Genomic DNA, 24714 nt, shown 5'->3' with positions numbered 1-24714 from the left:
AAACCCCGCCCCTACGGATTAAACAGAACTTAGTTGTTTTTGTTCTGAAGTTGCTTCAGGATTCGCTTCTGGACTGTCGGCTTCAGAAGGTGGAACTAATTGCCAGAATTTTGGTAAATATTCTGCCCAGTTTTGGATAATTAGTTTGGCTTTGGGTGAACCTGTGCGATCGCAATGAGTTTTAATTAACTCATAAAGTTGTTTCGCACCTGCTTCTGTCTCTACCCGCTGGGTTTTGACAATAGCTTTGTTGACTAATTCCGGGAAAGAACCATCTTCATCTAAGAAATATCCCAGTCCCCCAGTCATACCCGCACCTACGTTCCTGCCAACTTTACCCAGGACAACAATCACCCCACCAGTCATGTACTCGCAGCAATGATCCCCAGCGCCTTCAATGACGGCTGTACCTTTAGAATTCCTTACAGCAAAGCGTTCTCCAGCTAAACCGTTGGCAAATAACACACCACCGGTCGCACCATAAAGACAAGTATTGCCAACAATCACATTTTGTGCTGGGTCATAAGTCGCTGCGGCTGGGGGTTTAATGATAATTTCCCCACCGTGCATTCCCTTACCTACGTAGTCGTTAGCTTCACCGCTCAGGGTTAAAGTTAAACCAGGCAGATTAAATGCGCCAAAGCTTTGCCCTACACTACCAGTGAAATTGAGGTTGATTTGCCCTTCAAAGCCACTATCACCGTATTGGGAAGCAATTGCACCTGCTAATCTTGCGCCTACGGTTCTGTCAGTATTGACAATTGCCATCGTCTTGTTGACAGTAGTTTGATTCTTGATTGCGGCTTGGATATCGATATCAGCCAGCAATTGATCATCGATGACTGCACCGTTGCTGTGGACTTCTTCATGCACCAACCAGCTACGATTTTGTTTTGCATCTGGTAGTTTGGTTAAGCAATCTAGATTCAGGGCTTGGGTTTTAGTGAGATTGACATCAGAACGCACTGTTAATAAATCGCCTCTCCCAATCAATTCTGATAGAGAACGGTAGCCAAGTCTTGCCAATAAACTACGGGCTTCTTCAGCGACAAAATAAAAGAAATTAACAACGTGTTCTGGGATACCGCTAAACCGTAGACGTAGTTCTTCTTTCTGAGTAGCAACTCCCTTGGGACAGGTATTTAAATGACATACCCGCGCCATAATACAGCCTTCAGCAATCATCGCTATTGAACCGAAACCGAATTCCTCAGCCCCCATTAATGCTGCAATTAGGACATCCCAGCCACTCTTGAGACCGCCATCTACTCGCAAAACTACGCGATCGCGCAAACTATTCTCCATCAACACCCGATGCACTTCACTCAATCCGAGTTCCCACGGGCTGCCAGCGTGTTTAATAGAACTCAAAGGTGATGCCCCAGTCCCGCCATCATGACCAGAAATCTGGATAATATCAGCGTTGGCTTTGGCTACACCAGCCGCAATTGTGCCAATTCCAATTTCTGCAACTAGCTTCACGGAAACTTGTGCTTTGGGGTTAATTTGATGCAGATCAAAAATTAACTGCGCCAAATCTTCAATTGAGTAAATATCATGGTGTGGCGGTGGCGAAATCAAAGTTACACCAGGCTTAGAACGCCGTAACATGGCGATGTAAGGACTTACTTTTGGACCTGGTAGTTGTCCACCTTCCCCAGGTTTTGCACCTTGGGCGATTTTGATTTCAATTTGTTTGGCGCTGGCTAGATATCCGGGAGTGACACCAAACCGACCTGATGCTACTTGCTTGATGGCACTCGCAGCCGTGTCACCATTCCGTAACCCATTTAAATGGGGAAGAGTGGGTGAATGACCAGATGAGTCAACATCATTTAACACATTGTAACGAACTGGATCTTCGCCACCTTCACCAGAATTAGATTTACCACCGATGCGATTCATGGCAATCGCTAAAGTTTCGTGTGCTTCTCTTGACAATGCACCTAAGGACATTCCCCCAGTACAGAAGCGTTTGACAATCTCGCTAACTGATTCTACTTGTTCAATGGGGATAGATGGGCGCTCGCTTTGGAAATCCAACAAATCGCGCAAAGCCGTTGTTGGTCTACCTTGAAGATGTTTTTTGTAAACTTCGTAATGGTCATAATGCTTACCGTCTACAGCCTTATGCAGCGCCTTAGACAGTTCCGGGCTATTCATGTGATATTCACCACCGGGGCGGTACTGAACGAAGCCCAGATTTTCTAATTTCTTGGTTGTCAGTTCTGGGAAAGCCTTGCTATGGAAAGAAAGTACTTCTTGTGCGAGTTCCATGCAACTCAGACCACCAATTCGGGAAGTAGTCCCCCAGAAACCCAAAGCTAACAAATCGCCACCGATACCAATAGCTTCAAAAATTTGTGCGGCTTGATAGCTAGAAAGTAAAGAAATTCCCATTTTTGAGAGAATTTTCAGCAAACCTGACTCTACAGCTTGACGATAATTAGCGATCGCTTGTTCAAGAGTCAACAGATTAATTTTACCCCTTTCCATAAACTGTTGGGTTTTCGGGTCAGACCACCAATCCCGCACAGTATCCAAAGCCATATACGGGCAAACCGCACCAGCACCGTAGCCCAGCAGACAAGCAAAATGATGAGTACTCCAACATTGAGCCGTATGCACTACCAGCGATGTTTTCATCCGCAAACCTTGGCGGATTAAGTAATGGTGGACAGCACCCACAGCTAACAAAGGTGGAATGTAGGTTAATTCTGCACCAATTCCTGCACCTGCTTGATCACTCAATATCAAAATCTTCGCACCAGCCTGAACTGATTCTGCTGCTTGTTTTTGTAAAGATTCCAACGCAGCTTTCAAACCATCTGGCCCCGAAGCAATAGGGAATAAAGTTGATAACTCAGCCGTCGCAAATCCTGATAACTTAATTGCATCCAACTCTGTATCAGTCAGCACTGGCGACTCTAGCTTTAGTCTCCGGGCGTGTTCTGCCTTGGGTTCTAATAAGTTACCCCTCTCACCCAATTCCACTGTCAAAGACATCACCAGTTTTTCCCGTAAAGGGTCAATTGGTGGGTTTGTCACCTGAGCAAAACGTTGTTTAAAATAGTCATACAGCAAGTGAGATTTTTCTGACAGCACCGCCAAGGGAATATCATCACCCATGCAAAAAGTTGGTTCTGCACCTACATTAGCCATGGGCTGAATAATCATTTCCACATCTTCTGATGTGTAGCCAAAAGCAATTTGCTGTTGCAGTAAAGTTTGTTTATCGATTTTGGCAGTGATTAGTTGCTCGTTGTCAGTTGGATGATGACCGTTACCATTAACAGATGACGGTTTTACTAACTGTTTCAATTCTTGGCGGTACTGTTGCAGCCATTCCCCATAAGGATACTGTTTAGCAATCCGCTGTTTAATTTCCCAATTCTTCAGAACTTCCTGGTTTGTTAAATCCACAGCAATCATTTGCCCAGGCCCCAGTCTGCCTTTTTCAAGAATATTTGCTTCTGGGAATTCCACCACACCAGCTTCAGAAGCTACCACTATATAGTCATCTTTGGTAATTACATAGCGAGCCGGTCTTAAGCCATTTCGATCTAGTGTTGCACCAACTTTTTTGCCATCACTAAATACCAAAAGTGCAGGTCCATCCCAGGCTTCTTGCAAACCGCTGTAATATTCATAAAAATCAACTATTTCGGGATAATTCTGCAAAGAAGGTTGATTTTTGTAAGCCTCAGGAACCATCATCATTAAGGCTTCCAAGGGGCTGCGTCCAGAACGCACCAGCAACTCCAGGACATTATCGAGTGTGGCTGAGTCACTACTATCAATATTTACCAGTGGTTTAAATTCGTCAGCACGTCCATCCCAAACTGGATGATTTAAAGTGGCTTCTCGTGCCATCATCCAGTTAATGTTACCCAACAATGTGTTGATTTCACCATTGTGACCCAATAGCCGCATCGGTTGCGCCAAAGGCCACTTGGGCATAGTGTTGGTACTAAAACGGCGGTGATAAACTGCAAAAGCACTTTTGAAAGCCGGATTTTTTAAATCCTCATAAAACTCTCCCAACACTGCCGAACGCACCATGCCTTTGTAGACAATTGTCCGGTTGGACAAGGAACAAATATAAAATTCTTCAGAAATGTTTTTGGTCGCTTTAGCAATCCGACGACGAGTGATATACAGTTCTCTTTCTAATTCATCACCACTTTTATGAGCCGAAGCTAGGAAAACTTGTTCTATTTGGGGTTGATTTTCTCTTGCTTGCACCCCTAATACATCGGGAAGTACGGGGACTACTCGCCAGCCCAGTACAGTGAATTTTTCTTCAGATGCTATTTGCTCAAATTTAGCTTTTGCTTGTTGGGCAGCTTCCTGATCTTGGGGTAAAAATATCATCCCCACAGCCGTCTTATCAGTGTCAGAAACATTAATTCCTTCTTGTGGAAACAATTCCCAAGGAATGGCTGTCAAAATACCAGCACCATCGCCTGAGTCTTGGTCTGCGCTGCATCCTCCTCTATGTTCTAAGCAGGTTAAGGCGGTTAAGGCTTTTGCTAGAATTTCATGACTAGCATGGTTTTGGCGATGGGCTATAAATCCTACACCACAAGCATCCCGTTCTTCTACTAACCATCTTTGTCCTTGGTATGTCTCTTTGATTTCCATCTCTGACAATGTAATGTTCTGACCCTGATTCAACGATTGACGATTCATACTCTATTCCTGAAATTTTGAGTTACTGATTTTGCCAATATTGCTACTGCCGAAAAGAAAAATTTCTAACTTTAACGATGGAGAAATACATAATCACGAAAATTTAGGGAAAAAAAATTTTAACTTCGGGTTTACTTTATGGTTTACCCGTGTTAAAACTACCGTGTTATTGTTTTAGGTGTTTATGTACTGTTAGAAATGCTATCTTTGTCTGGACAATTGAGTTTCTTTAACATTATCTGTATTTAGATGTTGAACCTAAGTATTTCTATGCTTTTTGAAACTATTACACTATATGCCCATTTGAGAATTCCTAAAATATTCCTTTTGTCTATATTTTTGCTGCTTGTCTAGTCTTTCTAGTCTCATTAGAAGTATGGGTTTCCCTGAATTTGCAACAGTGGCAGCCATCAGTGAAATTGCAAGATTATTGAATTTGGCCTTAAACGCCTGGACTACTATTATAGACTCTTTAGAAAAAGTGTCATTTAGAACATTAAATGATAGTAGTTTTGGGGTAAAGATACTTGCTAGTTTTTACTAGTTATAAAAATCCACCTTAAATGGTATCACGGTTATTGCCAATAAAGTCATAATTTTTTAAGCTTTTCTCATAATTGGTCAGATAGCTCTTAGGGTGATACTTTTCATAAGTACTGAAGTTAAGGATCGTAAAAATGCCGAATTCTTGCCGACAACTAGACTTGAATACCATTACCCTAAATCTCAATAGGTTTTTTGGCTGCTCTGTATCACCAATTCTGTCCACAGCACTGTGGTTAACTGCTACTTGTGGTACTAATGCCCAACCAGTTCCCATTCTGACTTCTCCGTCACCTGCTTCAGGAGAAATAATCCCATCTGGTAATCAAATTTCTCTCAACGGTCGGACTTTAGCAGGGGCTTGGTTACAGAAATCGGGAACTACTGGCAGGGTGACAACTCATCTGAGTGATGGGGCATTAAGACAATTAATCGGGGTAGATTTATTAAATACTACTAACCCGGCTCAACAACCCGTGGAGTGGTTTTCGTCAATCAAACCACCACTAGCTTTAAATGCCATGTTGCAGGGAGGATATCGTTATTTAGATATTTCTAGTTTTGCACAAACAGCTGGCTGGCAGATGCAAGCTAATGGCAATATGCTGGTGATTTCTACCCCTCCAGCCAAAATCAACGATTTCCGTCAGGGAAAAAGATCTACTGGGGAGAGACTTGTTGTCGATTTAGATCGTCCAACTCCTTGGCAAGTTGCAGAAGGTCAGCCTATCAAAAGACCTATTGATCCAAATGCACCAACTTCTCAAGCCTCTACACCGTTAAATAGAGAGTGGACAATTACTCTAGATGGGATCGCAGATTCTGCCTTAATTCAACGTTATACTCCCCAGCCAGTTATATTACCGCCAAACCAGTTAAAACAATTACCACTAGCAAAAACTCCTGACCCACTGATTCAAAAAGTGGAGATGGTTAACAATCAAACTATTATCAGTCTCAGTGTTCCCTTTGGCCTATCTCCGCGTATTAGTGCGATCGCTAACCCCAATCGCTTAATTGTAGATATTCGACCTGATGCTTTGGTAGCTAAGGATATCACTTGGGCAAAGGGCTTGCGCTGGCAACAAAAGTTTGTCACCTTAGGTAAAGATAGCTTTCCAGTTGTCTGGTTAGAAATTAATCCCCGTGTAGTAGGTTTAACAATCAAGCCTATGTGGGTAAATCCTGACAGCCTAACTGGCTCTGCTCCTTTAATTCAAACTGCACAGCGCTATTTAGCAGTAGCTGGTATTAATGGTGGTTATTTTAATCGCAATAATAAATTACCTTTAGGGGCTATTCGTCGGGATCATCAGTGGGTATCAGGACCAATTTTAAACAGGGGTGCGATCGCTTGGAATGATTCAGGACAATTTTACTTTGGCCGTCTCACCTTAAATGAAAGTTTAATCAGTGCCAATAACCAGTCCTTACCCATTCTTTTTCTTAACAGTGGCTATGCCCAAACTGGTATTGCTCGTTATACATCTGTTTGGGGCAGTACTTATACACCTCTCACAGACAATGAAATGCTTTTAGTTGTCCAAAATGACCAAATTACCAATCAGCTACCCGGTGGTAAAGCAGGTGTCACCCCCGTTCCCATTCCCCAAAACGGCTACCTCCTCACTTTACGCGGTACTGCTACTACTAACGCCAATAAATTGCCTATTGGCACAAAAGTCAGTATTACTAGCAATACTACTCCCACCGATTTTAGCCGTTATCCCCACATTGTCGGAGCCGGTCCACTCTTGATTCAAAATCGGCAAATTGTTCTCGATGCCAAAGCCGAAAAATTCAGCGCCGCTTTTATCTCTGAAAAAGCAGTTCGCAGTGCTATTTGTACCACCAATACAGGTAATTTGATGGTTGCCGCTGTCCATAATCGCGCTGGTGGAGCAGGGGCTACCTTAGCTGAACACGCTAAGTTAATGCAGGTTATGGGCTGTGTAAATGCCCTAAATTTGGACGGTGGTAGTTCGACAAGTTTATACTTGGGAGGGCAATTACTTGACCGTTCCCCCAGTACTGCGGCTCGTGTCCATAACGGTATTGGTATTTTTCTCAACCCAGAACCATAGTCCAACTACCACCTCAAATGCAAAATTATAAAAAACATTTTTCATGATTTTGCATTCTAACTTTTTGATCCTTTTTTGAAGTTGAGAACAAGCTGGCATTTTCTTTGATGAAGAGTTAGTATAGACCCAAAAGTTTTGCTGGTAATGAGTTACGCCATAACATCTAATTTTGCTATGGTTAGCAAAGTGAAATTAAATTGCTAATTTTCACTATTTAAATATCAAGTCAAATTCTTGAATCCACTATTAAGAATAATAACTTTTTTGTATGTCTCCATCTGAGGTAACTATGGCTTCATTTACAGAAACAACCCAGTCTAACGCTCTCACCCTGAACGCAGCCCTCAATCCTAGAAGTATTGCTGCTAGTGAATTACGTCCTTGGGGTTCTTTTACAGTTTTGGAAGAAGGGCGCGGATATAAAATTAAGCGAATCGAAGTTAAGCCGGGACATCGCCTTAGTCTACAAATGCACCACCACCGTAGCGAACACTGGATAGTGGTTTCTGGCACAGCTAGAGTTGTTTGTGGTCAGCAAGAAGTTTTACTCAGTAATAATCAGTCAACCTACGTACCTCAATGCACTGTTCATCGTTTAGAGAATCCTGGGGTAATTCCTTTAGTTTTAATTGAAGTCCAAAATGGCGAATATTTAGGTGAAGATGATATTATTCGCTACCAAGACGACTATGCTCGTACTGAAAAATAAGTAAAGATTAATTCGCCCAATTTGATATGATTGGCTCATTCTCCCGCTCTTAGTGAACTTCTTGCCCCGAATTGTCAAACTCCCTCTAATATGGTTATGGGGTTTGTGCGACAAAAATTCCATGATTCAATTGAGTTTAGCAGCCGCAAATGAAATCGGTCGATTAAAATCCAAGCAACAGCCAAATATCTTGTTTCGCTTGCAAGTCAAGCCTGGTGGCTGTTCTGGATTGTTTTACGATATTTATTTTGACCAAGTGGTCAAAGTTGAAGATCAGGTTTTTGACGTTAATGGAACTCAAGTAGTCCTAGACGCTCAAAGTATGAATTATATTACTGGGTTAGTATTGGATTATTCAGAAGACCTGATGGGTGGAGGTTTTCGCTTCCATAACCCACTAGCGATAGCTACCTGTAGCTGTGGAAATTCCTTCTCTATTTCTGACTCCTGAATTCTCTAGTAGCAATGGTGGGAAAATTTGAAAATATTGCTAAACGTGGTAGTTAGCTCATAACGTTCACAAGATAAATCAGCTATTGTGATTTTAGTTTGCACGTTCATAACATAGCAACTGATAACTGATGTCATAACAAAATAATAATTGACAAAAAATCATGAAAAACGCTATAATCAGGATTTGTTAAAATAGACTATAAGCAGCAACACGCGCTGTAACTCATGCCAACAATACAGCAGCTAATACGTACCGAACGCGAACAAGCGCGTCAGAAAACTAAGTCCCCGGCTTTGAAACAATGCCCTCAACGTCGAGGGGTTTGTACCAGAGTCTACACAACTACACCGAAAAAGCCGAACTCAGCGCTCCGCAAAGTAGCAAGGGTCAGACTTACCTCCGGATTTGAAGTCACAGCTTACATCCCAGGTATTGGCCACAACTTGCAAGAACACTCTGTTGTGATGATTCGTGGCGGTCGGGTAAAAGACTTACCAGGCGTGAGATACCACATTATCCGTGGCACGTTAGATACAGCCGGAGTTAAAGATAGGAAGCAAGGTCGTTCCAAATATGGAACTAAGCGTCCAAAAGCAGCGAAAAAGTAGATCAAAGGCGATTAATCGCATCAATCACGATTAATCGCCTTATTGCCTAAAACCGCTGGGTAAATAAATAAAGTTGCTCTCCGCGCTAAATGAGCAAGTGTAGAGTTTTCAAGCAGAATAAAGTCAGCGATAGCAGCACTTTAATGTAAATATTAAAGTCTATAATGTTTTCGTCTTGCGTGTCTGGTAGGGGAGCAGCAAGTAAGTCAGTTCAGCTTTGCTGCAACTAAAGCCAAAAATTCAAGGAAATTAAAGCGGCTACTTACACCGCTTTTAGGTTCCTATGTTCTGATAGCATATAATTTCGTTGCCAAATTCCGAATTTAAGGATGAAGTATGTCTCGTCGTGGTGTTAGTCAAAGACGCCCAGTTCCGTCTGACTCAGTGTATAACAGTCGTCTGGTCAGCATGATTATCAGACGGATCATGCGTCATGGCAAGAAATCACTTGCCGCAAGAATCGTTTATGAAGCCTTGAAAACAATCGAGGAACGCACTGGTAATGGTGCTTTAGAAACCTTTGAAAAAGCAGTGCGAAATGCAACGCCTTTAGTAGAAGTAAAAGCTCGACGAGTAGGTGGAGCAACTTACCAAGTCCCAATGGAAGTACGGACAGATCGGGGTACGACCCTAGCCTTGCGTTGGCTAGTGCAATATTCTAGAGCTAGACCAGGCCGTACAATGGCCAGCAGACTCGCAAACGAGTTAATGGATGCTGCTAACGAAACAGGAAGCGCAATTCGCAAGCGGGAAGAAACGCACCGGATGGCCGAAGCAAATAAGGCATTTGCACACTATCGTTACTAATTAGAGCAGCGATATATCGCCACCGGAAAGCGGTATATCGTAAAATTTCCTGAGAAAGACGGTTTTCCGTAAAAGTATAGAATCTTAACAAAGAGTAATATACAAGATATCATGAGGCGACAACGATAGGAGGTAACTGTGGCACGCACGAACCCGCTAGAGAAAGTACGCAATATCGGTATTGCGGCGCATATAGATGCGGGCAAAACAACGACAACAGAGAGAATATTATTTTACTCTGGGATCATTCATAAAATTGGTGAAGTTCACGAAGGAACTGCTGTAACCGACTGGATGGCTCAGGAGCGGGAGCGGGGAATTACTATTACTGCTGCTGCGATTAGTACCAGTTGGAAAGAACATCAAATTAACATTATTGATACTCCCGGTCACGTAGACTTCACAATTGAAGTTGAACGTTCCATGCGAGTATTAGATGGTGTAATCGCTGTATTTTGTTCTGTAGGTGGTGTACAACCACAATCAGAAACAGTATGGCGACAAGCAGACCGTTATAAAGTACCTCGCATCGCCTTTATTAACAAGATGGATCGCACTGGTGCGAACTTCTATAAAGTGCATGATCAGATGCGCGATCGCTTAAGAGCTAATGCTATTGCTATTCAACTACCTATCGGTAGTGAAACAGAATTTAAAGGGATTATTGACTTAGTGCGGATGTGTGCATATATGTACACAAATGACCAAGGAACTGATATCCAAACAACAGAAATCCCAGCCGAATTACAAGCAAAAGCAACAGAGTATCGGACAAAATTGGTAGAAGCAGTAGCGGAAACCGAAGATACTTTAATGACCAAGTATTTCGAGGGTGAAGAACTAACGGAAGCAGAAATCCGCACTGCTCTGAGGAAAGGAACAATTGCTGGAACAATAGTACCAGTGCTTTGCGGTTCAGCCTTTAAGAATAAAGGTGTGCAATTGATGTTGGATGCAGTGATAGATTATCTACCCTCACCAACTGAAGTCCCACCAATTCAAGGCACACTACTCAATGGTGATCCTGTAGAACGTCATGCTGATGATGAAGAACCATTATCAGCTTTGGCATTTAAGATTATGGCTGATCCTTATGGTCGCCTCACCTTCGTTCGTGTTTATTCTGGTGTGCTGAAAAAAGGTAGTTACGTTCTCAACGTCAGCAAGAATAAAAAAGAACGGATTTCTCGGTTAGTGCTGATGAAAGCGGATGACCGACAAGATGTAGATGAACTGCGGGCAGGTGATTTGGGTGCTGCCTTGGGATTAAAAGATACCTTAACAGGTGATACCCTTTGCGATGAAGGTTCACCAGTAATTCTAGAATCCCTATTTATTCCAGAACCTGTGATCTCGGTAGCGGTTGAACCCAAAACCAAAAATGACATGGACAAATTGTCCAAAGCTCTGCAATCTCTATCAGAAGAAGACCCTACCTTCCGTGTTCGTGTCGATCCCGAAACTAACCAAACCGTGATTGCGGGGATGGGAGAATTGCACCTAGAAATTCTGGTAGACCGGATGTTACGGGAATTTAAGGTAGAAGCCAATGTGGGTCAGCCACAGGTAGCTTACCGGGAAACAATTCGCAAAGCCGTAAACAAAATAGAAGGCAAATTCATCCGTCAAAGTGGTGGTAAAGGTCAATACGGTCACGTTGTCATCAATTTGGAGCCAGGAGAACCAGGCACAGGTTTTGAATTTGTCTCCAAGGTTGTTGGTGGTACCGTACCTAAAGAGTACGTAGGACCTGCCGAACAAGGAATGAAAGAATGTTGTGAATCCGGTGTTGTCGCTGGATATCCACTCATTGATGTCAAAGCTACTTTGATAGATGGTTCTTACCACGATGTAGACTCTTCGGAAATGGCTTTCAAAATTGCTGGCTCAATGGCAATGAAAGAAGCGGTATCTAAAGCTTCACCTGTCATCTTAGAGCCTATGATGAAAGTTGAAGTTGAAGTACCCGAAGACTTTATCGGGAACGTCATTGGTGACTTAATCGCCCGCAGAGGACAGATTGAAAGCCAAAGCACTGAACAGGGACTGGCTAAGGTGGCATCTAAAGTTCCACTGGCAACCATGTTTGGCTATGCCACTGATATCCGGTCGAAAACCCAAGGTCGGGGTATCTTTACAATGGAGTTCAGTCACTACGAAGAGGTGCCTCGCAGCGTGGCTGAAACTATCATTGCCAAAAGTAAAGGGAACGCTTAATTAAAAAAGGAAACGAGCATTCATGGCACGCGCAAAGTTTGAAAGAAATAAACCCCATTTAAATATCGGTACTGTTGGCCACGTTGACCACGGCAAAACTACTTTAACAGCAGCAATTACCATGACTTTGGCTGCTAATGGTCAAGCTGTAGCTAAAGGTTACGACCAAATCGATAACGCACCAGAAGAAAAGGCACGTGGTATTACCATCAATACCGCTCACGTTGAGTATGAAACCACAGATCGCCACTATGCTCACGTAGACTGCCCCGGACACGCTGACTATGTGAAGAACATGATCACCGGTGCGGCGCAAATGGATGGCGGCATCCTCGTAGTGGCTGCTACCGATGGTCCTATGCCCCAAACTCGTGAACACATCCTGTTGGCAAAACAGGTGGGTGTTCCTAGTTTGGTTGTCTTCTTGAATAAAGAAGATTTAATGGATGATCCAGAACTCCTGGAACTAGTGGAACTAGAACTTCGGGAACTTTTGACTAGTTACGATTTCCCAGGCGATGATATCCCCATTATCAAAGGCTCTGGTCTACAAGCTCTTGAAGCAATGACTAAGAATCCTAAGACTCAACGGGGAGAAAACCCCTGGGTAGATAAAATCTATGAATTGATGGATGCTGTAGATGCCTATATCCCAACTCCTGAGCGGGATGTAGATAAGCCTTTCTTGATGGCTGTAGAAGACGTTTTCTCCATCACAGGTCGTGGTACAGTTGCTACTGGTCGGATTGAACGTGGTGTAGTCAAAGTTGGTGATAACGTTGAACTCATAGGTATCAGAGATACTCGCGCTACTACCGTAACTGGAATCGAGATGTTCAAAAAGAGTCTTGATCAGGGTATGGCTGGAGATAACGCTGGTGTACTTCTCCGGGGTATTCAAAAGGCTGATATTGAACGGGGCATGGTAATTGCTAAACCCGGTTCTATTACACCTCACACTCAATTTGAAGGTGAAGTGTACGTACTGACCGAAAAAGAAGGTGGTCGGAAAACACCATTTTTCGCTGGATACCGTCCTCAATTCTATGTACGGACAACTGATGTAACAGGTACAATCAAAAGCTACACCTCCGATGAGGGCAAAGAGGTAGAAATGGTTATGCCTGGAGACCGCATCAAAATGACAGTGGAACTAATTAACGCGATCGCAATTGAGCAGGGTATGCGCTTTGCTATTCGTGAAGGTGGTCGCACCATCGGTGCTGGTGTTGTATCCAAAATCCTGAAATAGTTAGCACCTTTTTGCTTCTCATAATCAAGGAGCAGGGATGCATTACACCATCTCTGCTCCTTTCTCTTCCTCAAAACAATTTTGGAGCTTAAATTTTGGATTTGGCATCTAAAATCTAAAATCTAAAATCTAAAACCTAAAATCTAAAATTCACAGAACCTGGAAAACTCTCATATGGCAACTCTACAGCAGCAGAAGATTAGAATTCGCTTACAAGCTTTTGACCGACGTTTATTGGATACATCTTGCGAGAAGATTGTAGATACAGCTAACCGTACTAACGCTACAGCTATAGGACCTATTCCTTTACCAACAAAACGGCGGATCTATTGCGTACTGCGATCTCCCCACGTAGATAAAGATTCCCGTGAACATTTTGAAACCCGCACTCATCGTCGGATTATTGACATTTACCAACCTTCTTCTAAAACTATCGATGCGTTGATGAAGTTGGATTTACCATCTGGCGTAGATATCGAAGTCAAATTGTAAATTATTCAGGAGTGCTGAGTGACCCAATAGTTAAAACTAAGGGATTGAAGTAAGGATGTATATTTCTGGATGCTACCCATCTCGAAATAAATCTTTTTTCCATACCTAAAGGCAAGGGCTTCTCTAGGAGACGCTATGCTAATAAACATGAGTGTGATTAGTCGGTTTAATTTTACTTTTTTACTCAGCACTCAGCACTGTTTCTATCATTAGTCATGAGCATTTAGACAAATGACTAATGAAATTATGGAGTATAAATGTTTACCTTATTTTGGATAAATTGATCCTAAAGATGCTCTGAGAAGAAGATGCATTGACGTGGAGATACGTTTTTCCTTGTCCTTTTTCAACTCAGGGCTTTTTATTCACTATTGAATAAATGATAGAATATAAGAAAATTACAGAGAAAGTAGGAAAAAATAAATTTTTTAAAAGTTAAATTTATACTCAACTAACAATGACATCTTCTTCTAAAATTGCAGTCCGTGAACTACCTCTTTTTCCTTTACCGGAAGTAGTTCTATTTCCAACTAGACCTTTACCCCTACATATCTTTGAATTTCGTTACAGAATCATGATGAACACGATTTTGGAAAGCGATCGCAGGTTTGGAGTCTTGATGGTTGATCCAGTTAAAGGCACAATTGCCAATGTCGGCTGCTGTGCAGAAATTATTCATTACAAGCGAATGCCTGATGACCGCATGGAGATGCTAACTTTAGGACAGCAAAGGTTTCGCGTTTTAGAGTATGTCCGCGAAAAACCTTATCGAGTTGGTTTAGTGGAATGGATTGAAGACCAACCACCATCTCAAGATTTACGACCTTTGGCTTCTGAAGTTGAACAACTTCTGCGAGATGTCGTTCGTCTGTCAGGTAAGTTAACTGAACAAAATATTGAATTACCAGAAGATTTACCAGATTTACCAACAGAGTTATCCTATTGGGTGGCCAGTAACCTTTATGGTGTTGCTCCTGAACAGCAAGCATTGCTAGAAATACAGGATACTGCAGCTCGCTTAGAACGGGAAGCAGAAATTTTAACTTCTACTCGTAATCATCTGGCGGCACGTTCTGTGCTTAAAGATACATTTAAAAATTAATTTTTCACAGAGCCTACGGTACGATACACAAACCCAGGCTCTATTAAGAATTAAGAATGATCGATTAAGGTAACACCATAGCTACCAAAAACCTTGAGTACTTCTGTGTAATTACGTAACTCAGATAAAGCTGTTTGCACTTGAGTTGCACTTGTTTGTATGTCAATGAAAAATAAATATTCTCCTAAGGAGCGTTTTGTGGGACGAGACTCAATGCGACTGAGGTTAATACTTAGGTGAGCAAATACTTGCAAAGCTTTAGCTAATGCGCCAGGTACATTAGCAGGTAAGCTGAAAGCTATGGATGTGTGAGTAGAAGATATTTGCTCACTAGCATCTTCTTGGCTCTGGCTAATTACCCAAAAGCGAGTACAGTTGTCTGGATAGTCGTTAATACCAGTCGCTAATATAGGTAAATTGTAAAGTTCTGCTGCTCTGCGCGAGGCAATTGCTGCGGTTTTTACCCCCTGTTTAAGTCCCTGAAGAGCCTCAGCAGTAGAATTACTAGGAATTAAATTTACATTGGGTAGAAACTGCCCTAACCATCCTTGACATTGTGCTAAAGCCTGGGGATGAGAATAAACAGTTTCAATGCTGTCTAAATTATCAGCACAGGAAATTAAGGTATGGGAAATAGGCAGCACTAAAGCCAATTGAATTTGTAAAGTTTCCAACTGCCACAATGTATCCATTGTCATGGTGACACTGCCTTCAATGGAATTCTCAACAGGCACAACAGCTAACTGGGCTTGCTTTGTAGCTACAGCTTGCAGTGACTGGGCAATTGTGGGATAAGCACATAAAGTCGCCTCAACTGCTTGAGTTTTTTTCAGCCAGTTGAGATAAAAAAAAGCAGCTTGTTCGGCGTAAGTTCCAGGAGGCCCCAAATGTGCGATCGCTAAAGGTGGACTTTTCTCTATGATTACAGCCATACTTTTAGCCTTAAGTTACAAGTTTGATCGATAATTAATAAAGTTATAGTTTTTTGTAAACAAATTTAAGTTATTAAAAAATATTAAAATTATAAAATAAAAGTTGTAATCTGCTCATGGGTACTAAGTTTACTGCCTCTCAATCGGTCGAAATTGCTGTCCCTAAGCAGCCTATTTCTATTCACCACTACTTGCGTCAGCCTCAACGTCTGGTAAATACTTTGGCTGATAACAGCCGGATTCAACAGCTTTCTGAAGAAGTATTTCGCTTAAAAATGCGTCCTCTGGCTTTTATGTCACTAAGTATTCAACCTACAGTAGACATGAGAGTTTGGGCTGATTCTCAGGGAACAATTTATTTGCGATCACTCGGTTGTGAAATCCTTGGTTTTGAGTATATCAACCAACGCTTTGCTCTTAATTTAAAAGGATACTTATCGCCCTATCAACTAGGTAGTGAGACTCGCTTACAAGGAAAAGCCGATCTAGAAGTACTGGTGGAGATTCCTCAACCATTTTCCCTGACTCCAAGGTCGATTTTAGAAACCACAGGTAATGGTTTGCTTAAAAGCGTGTTATTGACTATTAAGCAAAGATTATTACATCACCTTCTAGCTGATTATCGTCGTTGGGTAATATTACAAACCGACAAAACAGGTCTTGCAGATGATCATACTGAATTACCAATCCTGAACTTTGACTAACAAAACAACGGGGAAATTTTGAAGCAGTGTACATCAAATCAGGGTAATTGCTGATTAAAATAACTCTCCGTTTCATCTCTAATGATTAGTATTTAACCGGACTTAATACGTCCGAATTCAGGAGTAAAACTGCTTTGATACCTAATTTTGATTTAAATTTTGTAATTTAAATTTTGTACTCCCTACGACCTGTAATCTTTTGTGTTATTTCATGTTCAGATCATCGCCTATCAAAAAGCTCTCCCCGCGGTTCCTTAATTATAAGTTTTGAACTGAACACGATATTACTCCTACGCCCTGCTTCATAACTGAATTTGACAAGGACGAAAAGAGAGACGATGCAGAGGCGAAATCCCGTATTTTTGCAGAGCCAGCAAATGTTTCTGACTCCCATAACCTTTATTCTGCTCCAAGTTATACATGGGATACTTTGAGGCCAAACGCACTACTAGATCATCTCGCCAAACTTTTGCCATGATACTAGCAGCTGCGATGTTGAGCGATCGCTCGTCTCCCTTAACGATTGTTTGTTGTGGTATAAATAAATCCTTTACTAACTGATTCCCGTCAACTAAGCAGAGTGCAGGCTGTATCTTCAACTTCAGTACAGCCCGCTTCATTGCTAACAAGGTTGCCTGTAAAATATTTAACTTGTCAATTTCTGCAACTGAAGCATAACCAATTTTCCAATCTAAAGCCAGCCCATGAATTTGCTGGGCTAGTTGAGTTCTTCGAGAACTAGACAACTTTTTGCTGTCCTTAATTTTAGCTGCTATCAAACTTGACCAAGCCTGTTCTGGTAAGATCACAGCTGCCGCAACTACCGGGCCAAATAAAGCCCCTCTTCCAACTTCATCTATACCCGCAATCACCCCTTGAATACTTAAGCAGGTGGAGAACTCCAACCAACTATATTCATCTAAGAGCGTAGTTGAGCAAACAGTTGGCTCTGTTCTGTCCATAAGTCCAGTTAACTTTCCTCTAGGCTGGACTTATCTGCGTCTAATGCTGAGGAACGACGGCGACGACGGCGATTAGCAGTGGTAGTGCTATTTATTTCATTATCATCTGAAAAAGTCTCAAATTCTGTTCGCTGTATATCTGGGAAAGATGGCTCGATTGCTAATTTAGGAAAGGATGCTTCTTCTAATTCGACTTTCGGTGTAGGCTTTTTGACTGCACTCACCTCAGGACTAGTTCTTTGCAAAACAGTTGGTTCGGAAATAGATTCAGTTGGTGAAGTTGGTACTTGTCCAGGTTGAACAATATTAAAAATCACTGATTTAGAATTCTTCACCTCTTGGTCTAACTTTACCCCAGGAGAAATTCCCATCAAAGCAAACATATCTTGTTCCTGAAGTGTCATTTCCACAGCAACAATATGTGGAGGTTCTACTACAGGTTTAACTGGATCTATCTTAACTTTCGTTCGCTCTGCTCTTTCTGTCCAACCAGATTTGCCCAGACTAGGTGTGCGGGTAATATCCCTTACTTCTCTGAGAGGAACTTCGCTAACACGTCGCGTTTCCGACAGAAGAGAGGGAATTTCTGGTATTGCTGTTAGTTCAGTATCAGTATCTAGATCCAAGTCTTGATCGTTCACAAAACCTAATGGATTAGGAACCAACCGGGCTTCATCTTTTCCGTTAACCCCATTGATACCAATGCGACTGCGGCGAGTGCGGGTACGACGCTTGTCGCCCAATTCTTGATAGCTGGGATGGTTAATCAGATGCATAGCACTCAATTCTGAGTCACCTTCAACTCCTTCCGCAAAGCCATCATAGTTTTCCCTTTCCCTTGGTTCTGTAATGCGGTTAGCTGACAGACGAGGTTCTCTTGGCGGTGGCGGTGCAAACCGTTCTGGTATATCTGCTGCGGGAATTGGTAATCGGTTTTCTATTTCTCCTGGTAAACGCACAGTATGCCCTAAACCGCCACAGGTGGGACAAGTTTCCCCAAACAGTTCATAAATATTTTGACCTTGCCGCTTGCGAGTTAGTTCTACCAAACCTAGTTCGGTGAGTTGGGCAATCTGGGGACGAGCTTTATCTGCTTTTAGAGATTTGTTAAAGTGTTCTAAAACTTGTAGTTGATCGCGCCGTGATTCCATATCAATGAAGTCAACAACAATGACTCCAGCAATATTTCGCAACCTTAACTGACGGGCAATTTCTGTAGCCGCTTCGCAGTTTGTCCACAAGACAGTTTCTCTAGCTGTTGCAGATCGCGTGAAGGAACCTGAGTTAACATCAATTACTGTTAATGCTTCTGTTGGCTCAATAATGATGTAACCTCCAGAAGGTAAGTCTACTCTGGGCTTAAGGGCTTCACGAATAGCAGCACTAATGCGGAAGTATTCTAAAATTGGAGAGCGATCGCGATGGTGGTCAATCAGCAATCCTTGTGGTGTTTGTCCGCCGCTCCAGTTTTGTAAATACTGCTTCACTCGTCGTAACCCAGTGCTGGAATCGACGACAATTCGATTCACATCTGCGCCGTACATATCTCGCAACACGCGCTGGATAAAGTCATCATCCCGATTCAGCAATGCAGGGGCGCGGGTGGATTGAGCTTCTAGCTGAATTGCTTCCCACTGTCTTTGTAGTACTTCTAAATCTTCAATAATTGCTTCTTCGGGCTTGCCTTCGGCTTCTGTCCGCACCAGTACACCCATACCTGCGGGCTTAATTAAAATTGCTAGGGCGCGTAAGCGATTGCGCTCACTTTCGCTCTTAATCCGCCGAGATAAATTCACACCTCTGCCATAGGGCATTAACACTACGTATCTTCCAGGTGAGGTAATGTTACCTGTGAGTCTTGGGCCTTTTGTTCCCGTTGGCTCTTTCATCACTTGTACCAATACTTTTTGTTGGGGTGTCAACAATTCAGTAATGGCTGCGGCACTACGCTTAAGTTTTAATGGTCCCAAATCAGTGACATGAATAAAGCCGTTGCGTTCTGGATCGCCAATATTTACAAAGGCCGCATCTATGCCTGGTAATACATTTTCTACTACTCCTAAGTAGATATCACCAATTTGGTGATGCCCCGTAGCTACAACTAGTTCTTGTATCTGATCTTCAGAAAAGACGGCAGCAATCTGATGCTGCTCTGCGATAATAATTTGTTTTGGCATTCAAGTTCCTCAAAAATTGGTAGCACCAACGGGTATTAGAAGAAGATCCTGTTATACCTCTAGTCCCTACTGTCACTGCTACAATGCGCTACTGGTAATAAAAATTGCAAATCTGGGGCAGCTTCCTAATAATTAGAAGCTATGAAAACTGTAACTGCGTTTACACGCCTGATTATTCCAGAACGGCTGCATATAGTTTTAAGTAGTTAAATCAACCGTCTGTGGTTGATTTCTAATGCAATACCCTCAACATCTAGGGCAATGGTATTAGTGCAGGTGTTGTAAAAAGCATAGAGTTAGATGTCAGGCGTAAAGCTATTGTCAGTTGGTGATTCACAAGGTAGCTATAGAGAGTGTTCTTTAATCTGCCTCAGTTGGTCTGGAATAAAATCCTAGAAGTTACACTCTCATATTTTTGCTTTCGCTCCCTGAGTATCAGGGTTGTGAACCAAGTCATTCAACGCAGCGCCAGAAAATTTCTCTTCACTTCATTCTAACGCAACCTTGCTAAAAATCAATTTCCATGATGTTCTACATCAGGACAACTACTAGCAAGTTGCCCTCTAGGGATTAGATCCCTAAAACTAGTCGATTGCGGTGGATATGCAGGAGGTGAAATTCTGCACTAACCACGATTTCTAGTATAGACAAGATTTGCTCAGGGCGCAATATTACTCCATCAGGGCGACAGCTGCCCAAATAACGCAAGACAGCTTTTGATTCTGTTTGGGAGTTGTCTACCTCTACTAGTTCGATCTCAAACAAGCGATCGCGCAGATTTATGATTTGGTGTTTTCCTGATTTGGTTGTATGCTCTGACAAAATCTCGTTTTTAGCTTTGATAGCCGCAATCCATTCTTGCCATTCGGTTGCTGGTACTTCCCCAACTGTAGACACAGTTAGCAAATACTCCGCCGCTTCCATAGTTTGGGTAGCTGCACTAGCTTTTAAATCTATCTCTTCCACATTATATATAGGTATGTCTGTGGGCAATTGGCTTACTAGTTGCTCACGAAAACTTTCCACATCTATTGGTTGAGTTAATTCAAAATCGACAATTTCACCGCTGCTATTGGCTCCCAATGCTAAGGCGCTGGTTAGGGAAATCCGGGGATTAGGATGAAATCCACCAGTAAAAGAAATTGGTAAACCTGCACGCCGCATTACTCTGTCAAATAAGCGCATTAAATCAAGGTGACTGACCAAAGCCATATCACCCTGTTTACCAAACCAAACTCGCAGGCGTTGTGCTTTGGTGGTATTGGGGATAAAATCACCAGCAAATGGGGGAATTGCCGGTGATTCAATAACGATATTATGCCCAAAATCAGTGCCACAGACACCACAATGAGAACAACCTTCAAAAGAGCAATCAGGAATAATTGCCGCTTCTAGAGCGCGTTGTAAGTCTTCTTGTAGCCACTTTTTATCAATGCCGGTGTCGATATGATCCCAAGGCAGGGGAGTATTGAGTACTGAGTGACGAGTACCGAGTATCGAGTCCTGAGTATTGAGTACTGAGTCCTGAGTTAAGATTTCTCCCTCTGCTTCCTGCTCCTTGCCCCCTGCTGCAAACAGATTCCATTCGCCGGTTTCGACTAAGCGGTATTTCCAGTCTAGTCCAGCTTCAGCAATCGCACTTCCCCAAGCTGTAAATGCCTGTTCTACATTTTCATACCAAGAATCCATGCCTGCACCCAATTCCCAAGCACGGCGTAATACTTTACCTAAAGAGCGATCGCCTCGACCTATAAAGTCTTCCATTGCCGAAAGGCGAATATCAGTGAAATTAACCTTGATATTCCGCATTCTCCGGAATTCTTGCCGCAATAAGTTTTGCTTGCGCTTAAACTCTGAGGTGGAAACTGAGTGCCATTGAAAAGGGGTGTGTGGCTTGGGCGTAAAATTAGAAATTGTCAAATTAAAGTTGAGTGATCTTCTGCCTTTAGCCCAACATTCTCGCTGTAACCAGCTGACTGTCTCCGCAATTCCTAATACATCATCATCAGTCTCTCCGGGCAAACCAATCATGAAATACAACTTAATTTTATCCCAGCCTTGTTCCCAAGCTGTTTTTACTCCCCGCAATAATTCTTCATTTGTCAAACCCTTATTGACAATATCCCGCATTCGCTGGGTTCCTGCTTCTGGCGCAAATGTCAAACTACCTTGACGTGTTCCCCCTAGGATATTAGCAATATTCTCATCAAATCTATCTACTCTTTGGCTGGGTAGTGTTAGGGAAATATTCTCATTTTTTAGCCGATTTTTGATTTCCATCCCTACTGCTGGCAGGGCTAAATAATCAGAACAACTCAGAGATAACAATGAAAATTCATTGTAACCTGTCGCCCGCATTCCCGCTTCAATCGCTTCTACTACTTTTTCTGGTTCTACATCCCTGGCTGGACGAGTCAACATTCCTGGTTGACAAAAGCGACAGCCACGAGTACAACCGCGTCTGATTTCGATTGTTAAGCGATCGTGTACTGTCTCGACGTAGGGAACTAAGCCAATGGAATAAGCAGGAATTGGTGTTGCTACTCTGCGGAGAATCCGCTTTGGTACATCTGGACGCAATCGATATACTACCCCACCTTCTCCCATTTCATAAAACTGAGGCACATAAACACCAGGAATCTGTGCTAAGTCAAGCAGCAGTTCTTCCCGACTCAATCTAGCTTTTTTCCCCTCTTCTAATACCAAGCCAATTTCTGGTAAAAGTTCTTCCCCATCTCCCAAAACAATAAAGTCGAAGAAGTCAGCATAGGGTTCAGGGTTAGATGTTGCTGTCTGTCCCCCAGCGAAAATCAAGGGAAATGGTGATTGGGAATTGGGAAGTTGTTCTCCCTGTCTTTCTCTCCAAGTTAGCGGAATTCCTGCCAAATCCAACATTTCTAAGATGTTGGTTGCCCCTAATTCATAACTGAGACTAAAACCTAAAATATCGAACTCTGTTAGCCAGCGTTTAGACTCTACAGCAAACAAGGGTGTTTGGGTAGTCCGGAGTTTTGCTGCTAAATCTGCCCCTGGTAAATAAGCGCGATCGCACAACTGATTTGGCTGGGCATTCAAAATGTTATATAGAATGATATGCCCCAAATTAGATGCACCGACTTCATATACTTCTGGATAGGTTAATACCCAGCGTATAGTTGCCATATTCCAAGGCTTATGTACTGCTAAACGCTCATTACCCAAGTAACGAGCGGGTTTTAAAATATCCGATGTTATTAATTGTTCAACTAAAACAGCCACCGATGCTCTCTTTTAGCTACTTTAAATTACAGCTAACTAGACCTAACTTAGCATTGATTTAGGTCTTTTAACCGCATTCATTTTCCTAAAGTACAACTGTTTTACAAAAATTTACTTCTCACCTAAACTTTAGGCTGATATCAATATGGCAGAAATCACTGGACATTGAGTTGTGAAATATGGCTGGCAACTATTGTAAACTCGGATTCGGCTGAAAATATCTGAAAAACTTGATCGAGTTGAGTTAATTCAAAAATTATTCTGATAGTTGGGGACATGGAACTTAACCGAAAAGTCCGTCCTAAACTCTCTGACAGCTTGAGTGCAGACACCAAAGCCATTAAGCCTACACTATCTATAACTTCTACTGAGCCTAAATCTACAACTACAGTCGTATTTGTATCTTCTGCCAAAGCAAATTTCATATCTTGCTCAAATTCCCAAGCATTGGTAGCATTTAAACAGCCTTGGGGACGAATAACGGTAAGTTTTGGCAATTTAGGAGTTTTCAACATAGTCACATCCTGATTCAAGCTTGTGAACAGTAGAGCAGAGCGTAGTTTTCTTGAACATAAACTGTTTTTCCCAGATTGACTATACGTCTTTGGTTTCTTTGCTGAATCTTTATTTGATCAGTGCTTCTGTTTAAAGATTCTCATAATTACAACCCTAAATGTATCTATATATACATTTTTTTTGGAAGAGTTAAAAAACAATCAACATAGACAGCCCAAATGCAAATTAATTTTCTGTGGCTATGGTGATACACTCTGTCATATCTGTAAATCAAGCGGATTTGAGCAAAAGTATATTTAGATGTCAGCCCTAATTGTTACCTTCTCCAATAGCAAAAAACAGGGTTAACAACAAAGGGTGTATCTAAAAATCAATAGTGATCTAGATCACTAGACCTTATGCATTCAGATCACTTTTTATACTGAGGTTTATCTTGGATAATGAGTAACAATGACAGTTGGTTTATTCCTTATGAACACTCGATACGCAATTCGTCAACTGGTGGAAAGAGCGTTATACATCAAAAAACTAACCCCAGAAATAGAAAACGAAATCAACTCAGAACTGACGCAACTGGGTTATATATCCGATGTTGACTACGAAGCGCTAGAATTATTAATGGCAGAGATGGATGCTGGTCGAGTTAAGCTAGTCCCTAGCTGGGGATAATCATCCCAAATAAATTTAGTAGTGATCACATCACAATTGTTTACTATCTAGGAATGATTGCCAAAATTGGTGGATAAACTGATTGAGATAATCCTGTGCAACTGAATCGATGTCAGCTTTCGGTTGCTTGGGTGAAAGTTGGCTTAATAGAGCAATCACTTCTGTATCCATCGCAGGCCGAAATAAATTTACAGGCCAAAACAAGTCTGGTGCATCTCGCAAATCGTTGATTAGCGGTAGTTCGTAGGCGAAGTTAGCTAAAAGTAAAGGACGAACCCAGCACAAATCACGAGAAATCACTATTTGAATGACTTCTGCATAAAGATTTCTGTTACCATAGTCTAACGATACAATTTGTCCCGGCTGAAATTTGCAGCTAATATCCATAATCAGGGAGCAGCAGTAAAATAAAAATGTGTTGCAGCTTTCTTAATTTTAGAAGTTGAAAGGTAGCATTTGTGATGGATATTTCTGTACTATAAATGTAGTATGGGGTGTAAGCTGATGATTTCTTCGTTCTCACCACAAACAGTATC

The 24714-nt window shown here is 42.1% G+C and carries 18 protein-coding genes; 11 read left to right on the top strand and 7 right to left on the bottom strand.

Features of this window, described 5'->3' with window-relative positions; genetic code table 11:
- Positions 1 to 18: 18 nt before the first annotated feature.
- Positions 19 to 4692 carry a glutamate synthase-related protein gene (locus ANA7108_RS0109845; protein WP_016950617.1) on the bottom strand — a complete coding sequence of 1558 codons (4674 nt, stop codon included), beginning with the start codon at positions 4690 to 4692 and terminating at the stop codon, positions 19 to 21.
- A 677-nt stretch (positions 4693 to 5369) separates the two neighbouring features.
- On the opposite strand from ANA7108_RS0109845, the gene ANA7108_RS0109835 reads away from it, so the two are divergent.
- The 9 genes from ANA7108_RS0109835 (at position 5370) to ANA7108_RS0109795 (ending at position 14960) form a co-directional block, all read left to right on the top strand.
- Positions 5370 to 7319 carry a phosphodiester glycosidase family protein gene (locus ANA7108_RS0109835; RefSeq protein ID WP_016950615.1) on the top strand — a complete coding sequence of 650 codons (1950 nt, stop codon included), beginning with the start codon at positions 5370 to 5372 and terminating at the stop codon, positions 7317 to 7319.
- Between the two features lie 289 nt (positions 7320 to 7608).
- A complete protein-coding gene (locus tag ANA7108_RS0109830) occupies positions 7609 to 8028 on the top strand; it encodes a cupin domain-containing protein (protein ID WP_016950614.1) in 420 nt (139 codons plus the stop codon).
- 121 nt (positions 8029 to 8149) lie between these two features.
- On the top strand, positions 8150 to 8479 hold the full coding sequence (locus ANA7108_RS0109825) for an iron-sulfur cluster assembly accessory protein (RefSeq protein ID WP_016950613.1): 330 nt from the start codon (positions 8150 to 8152) through the stop codon (positions 8477 to 8479).
- 227 nt (positions 8480 to 8706) lie between these two features.
- Positions 8707 to 9090: a 30S ribosomal protein S12 gene (rpsL, locus tag ANA7108_RS0109820; RefSeq protein WP_016950612.1), complete on the top strand. Its 384-nt coding sequence runs from the start codon at positions 8707 to 8709 to the stop codon at positions 9088 to 9090.
- 336 nt (positions 9091 to 9426) lie between these two features.
- Entirely contained in the window at positions 9427 to 9897 is a 471-nt protein-coding gene (gene rpsG / locus ANA7108_RS0109815; RefSeq protein ID WP_016950611.1) for a 30S ribosomal protein S7, read from the top strand.
- Between the two features lie 138 nt (positions 9898 to 10035).
- The gene (gene fusA / locus ANA7108_RS0109810; RefSeq protein ID WP_016950610.1) at positions 10036 to 12114 is read left to right on the top strand and encodes an elongation factor G; all 2079 of its coding nucleotides are present in this window, start codon (positions 10036 to 10038) and stop codon (positions 12112 to 12114) included.
- Positions 12115 to 12136: 22 nt separating this feature from the next.
- A complete protein-coding gene (gene tuf, locus ANA7108_RS0109805; RefSeq protein ID WP_016950609.1) occupies positions 12137 to 13366 on the top strand; it encodes an elongation factor Tu in 1230 nt (409 codons plus the stop codon).
- Positions 13367 to 13540: 174 nt separating this feature from the next.
- On the top strand, positions 13541 to 13858 hold the full coding sequence (gene rpsJ, locus ANA7108_RS0109800) for a 30S ribosomal protein S10 (protein ID WP_008232935.1): 318 nt from the start codon (positions 13541 to 13543) through the stop codon (positions 13856 to 13858).
- Positions 13859 to 14315: 457 nt separating this feature from the next.
- Positions 14316 to 14960: an LON peptidase substrate-binding domain-containing protein gene (locus ANA7108_RS0109795; RefSeq protein ID WP_016950608.1), complete on the top strand. Its 645-nt coding sequence runs from the start codon at positions 14316 to 14318 to the stop codon at positions 14958 to 14960.
- 50 nt (positions 14961 to 15010) lie between these two features.
- On the opposite strand, the gene pheA is transcribed toward ANA7108_RS0109795, so the two are convergent.
- Positions 15011 to 15892 (bottom strand): prephenate dehydratase, encoded by an 882-nt coding sequence (gene pheA, locus ANA7108_RS0109790; protein ID WP_016950607.1) that lies wholly within the window; start codon positions 15890 to 15892, stop codon positions 15011 to 15013.
- A 116-nt stretch (positions 15893 to 16008) separates the two neighbouring features.
- On the opposite strand from pheA, the gene ANA7108_RS0109785 reads away from it, so the two are divergent.
- Positions 16009 to 16596: a DUF1997 domain-containing protein gene (locus ANA7108_RS0109785; RefSeq protein WP_016950606.1), complete on the top strand. Its 588-nt coding sequence runs from the start codon at positions 16009 to 16011 to the stop codon at positions 16594 to 16596.
- A 302-nt stretch (positions 16597 to 16898) separates the two neighbouring features.
- Here ANA7108_RS0109785 and ANA7108_RS0109780 read toward each other — a convergent pair whose 3' ends face one another.
- The 4 genes from ANA7108_RS0109780 to ANA7108_RS0109765 all read right to left on the bottom strand — a co-directional run bounded on the left by ANA7108_RS0109780 (position 16899) and on the right by ANA7108_RS0109765 (position 23508).
- Positions 16899 to 17558, bottom strand: coding sequence for a ribonuclease HII (locus ANA7108_RS0109780; protein ID WP_016950605.1), 660 nt, complete (start codon positions 17556 to 17558; stop codon positions 16899 to 16901).
- A gap of 8 nt (positions 17559 to 17566) precedes the next feature.
- Entirely contained in the window at positions 17567 to 19735 is a 2169-nt protein-coding gene (locus ANA7108_RS0109775; protein WP_016950604.1) for an Rne/Rng family ribonuclease, read from the bottom strand.
- 570 nt (positions 19736 to 20305) lie between these two features.
- On the bottom strand, positions 20306 to 22993 hold the full coding sequence (locus ANA7108_RS0109770; RefSeq protein WP_016950603.1) for a TIGR03960 family B12-binding radical SAM protein: 2688 nt from the start codon (positions 22991 to 22993) through the stop codon (positions 20306 to 20308).
- 155 nt (positions 22994 to 23148) lie between these two features.
- Complete coding sequence (locus ANA7108_RS0109765) at positions 23149 to 23508, bottom strand: STAS domain-containing protein (protein ID WP_016950602.1); 360 nt, start codon at positions 23506 to 23508, stop codon at positions 23149 to 23151.
- Between the two features lie 472 nt (positions 23509 to 23980).
- Here ANA7108_RS0109765 and ANA7108_RS0109760 point away from each other — a divergent pair, with 472 nt between their 5' ends.
- On the top strand, positions 23981 to 24178 hold the full coding sequence (locus ANA7108_RS0109760) for a hypothetical protein (protein ID WP_026104088.1): 198 nt from the start codon (positions 23981 to 23983) through the stop codon (positions 24176 to 24178).
- 30 nt (positions 24179 to 24208) lie between these two features.
- Here the strand turns inward: ANA7108_RS0109760 and ANA7108_RS0109755 are convergent, their stop codons facing one another.
- Positions 24209 to 24565 (bottom strand): hypothetical protein, encoded by a 357-nt coding sequence (locus ANA7108_RS0109755; RefSeq protein WP_016950600.1) that lies wholly within the window; start codon positions 24563 to 24565, stop codon positions 24209 to 24211.
- Positions 24566 to 24714: the final 149 nt, after the last annotated feature.

This window comes from Anabaena sp. PCC 7108, from assembly GCF_000332135.1.
Lineage (GTDB): Bacteria > Cyanobacteriota > Cyanobacteriia > Cyanobacteriales > Nostocaceae > Anabaena.
The sequence above is the reverse complement of the archived record's forward strand: the minus strand, read 5'-3'. Positions and strand labels throughout refer to the sequence as shown.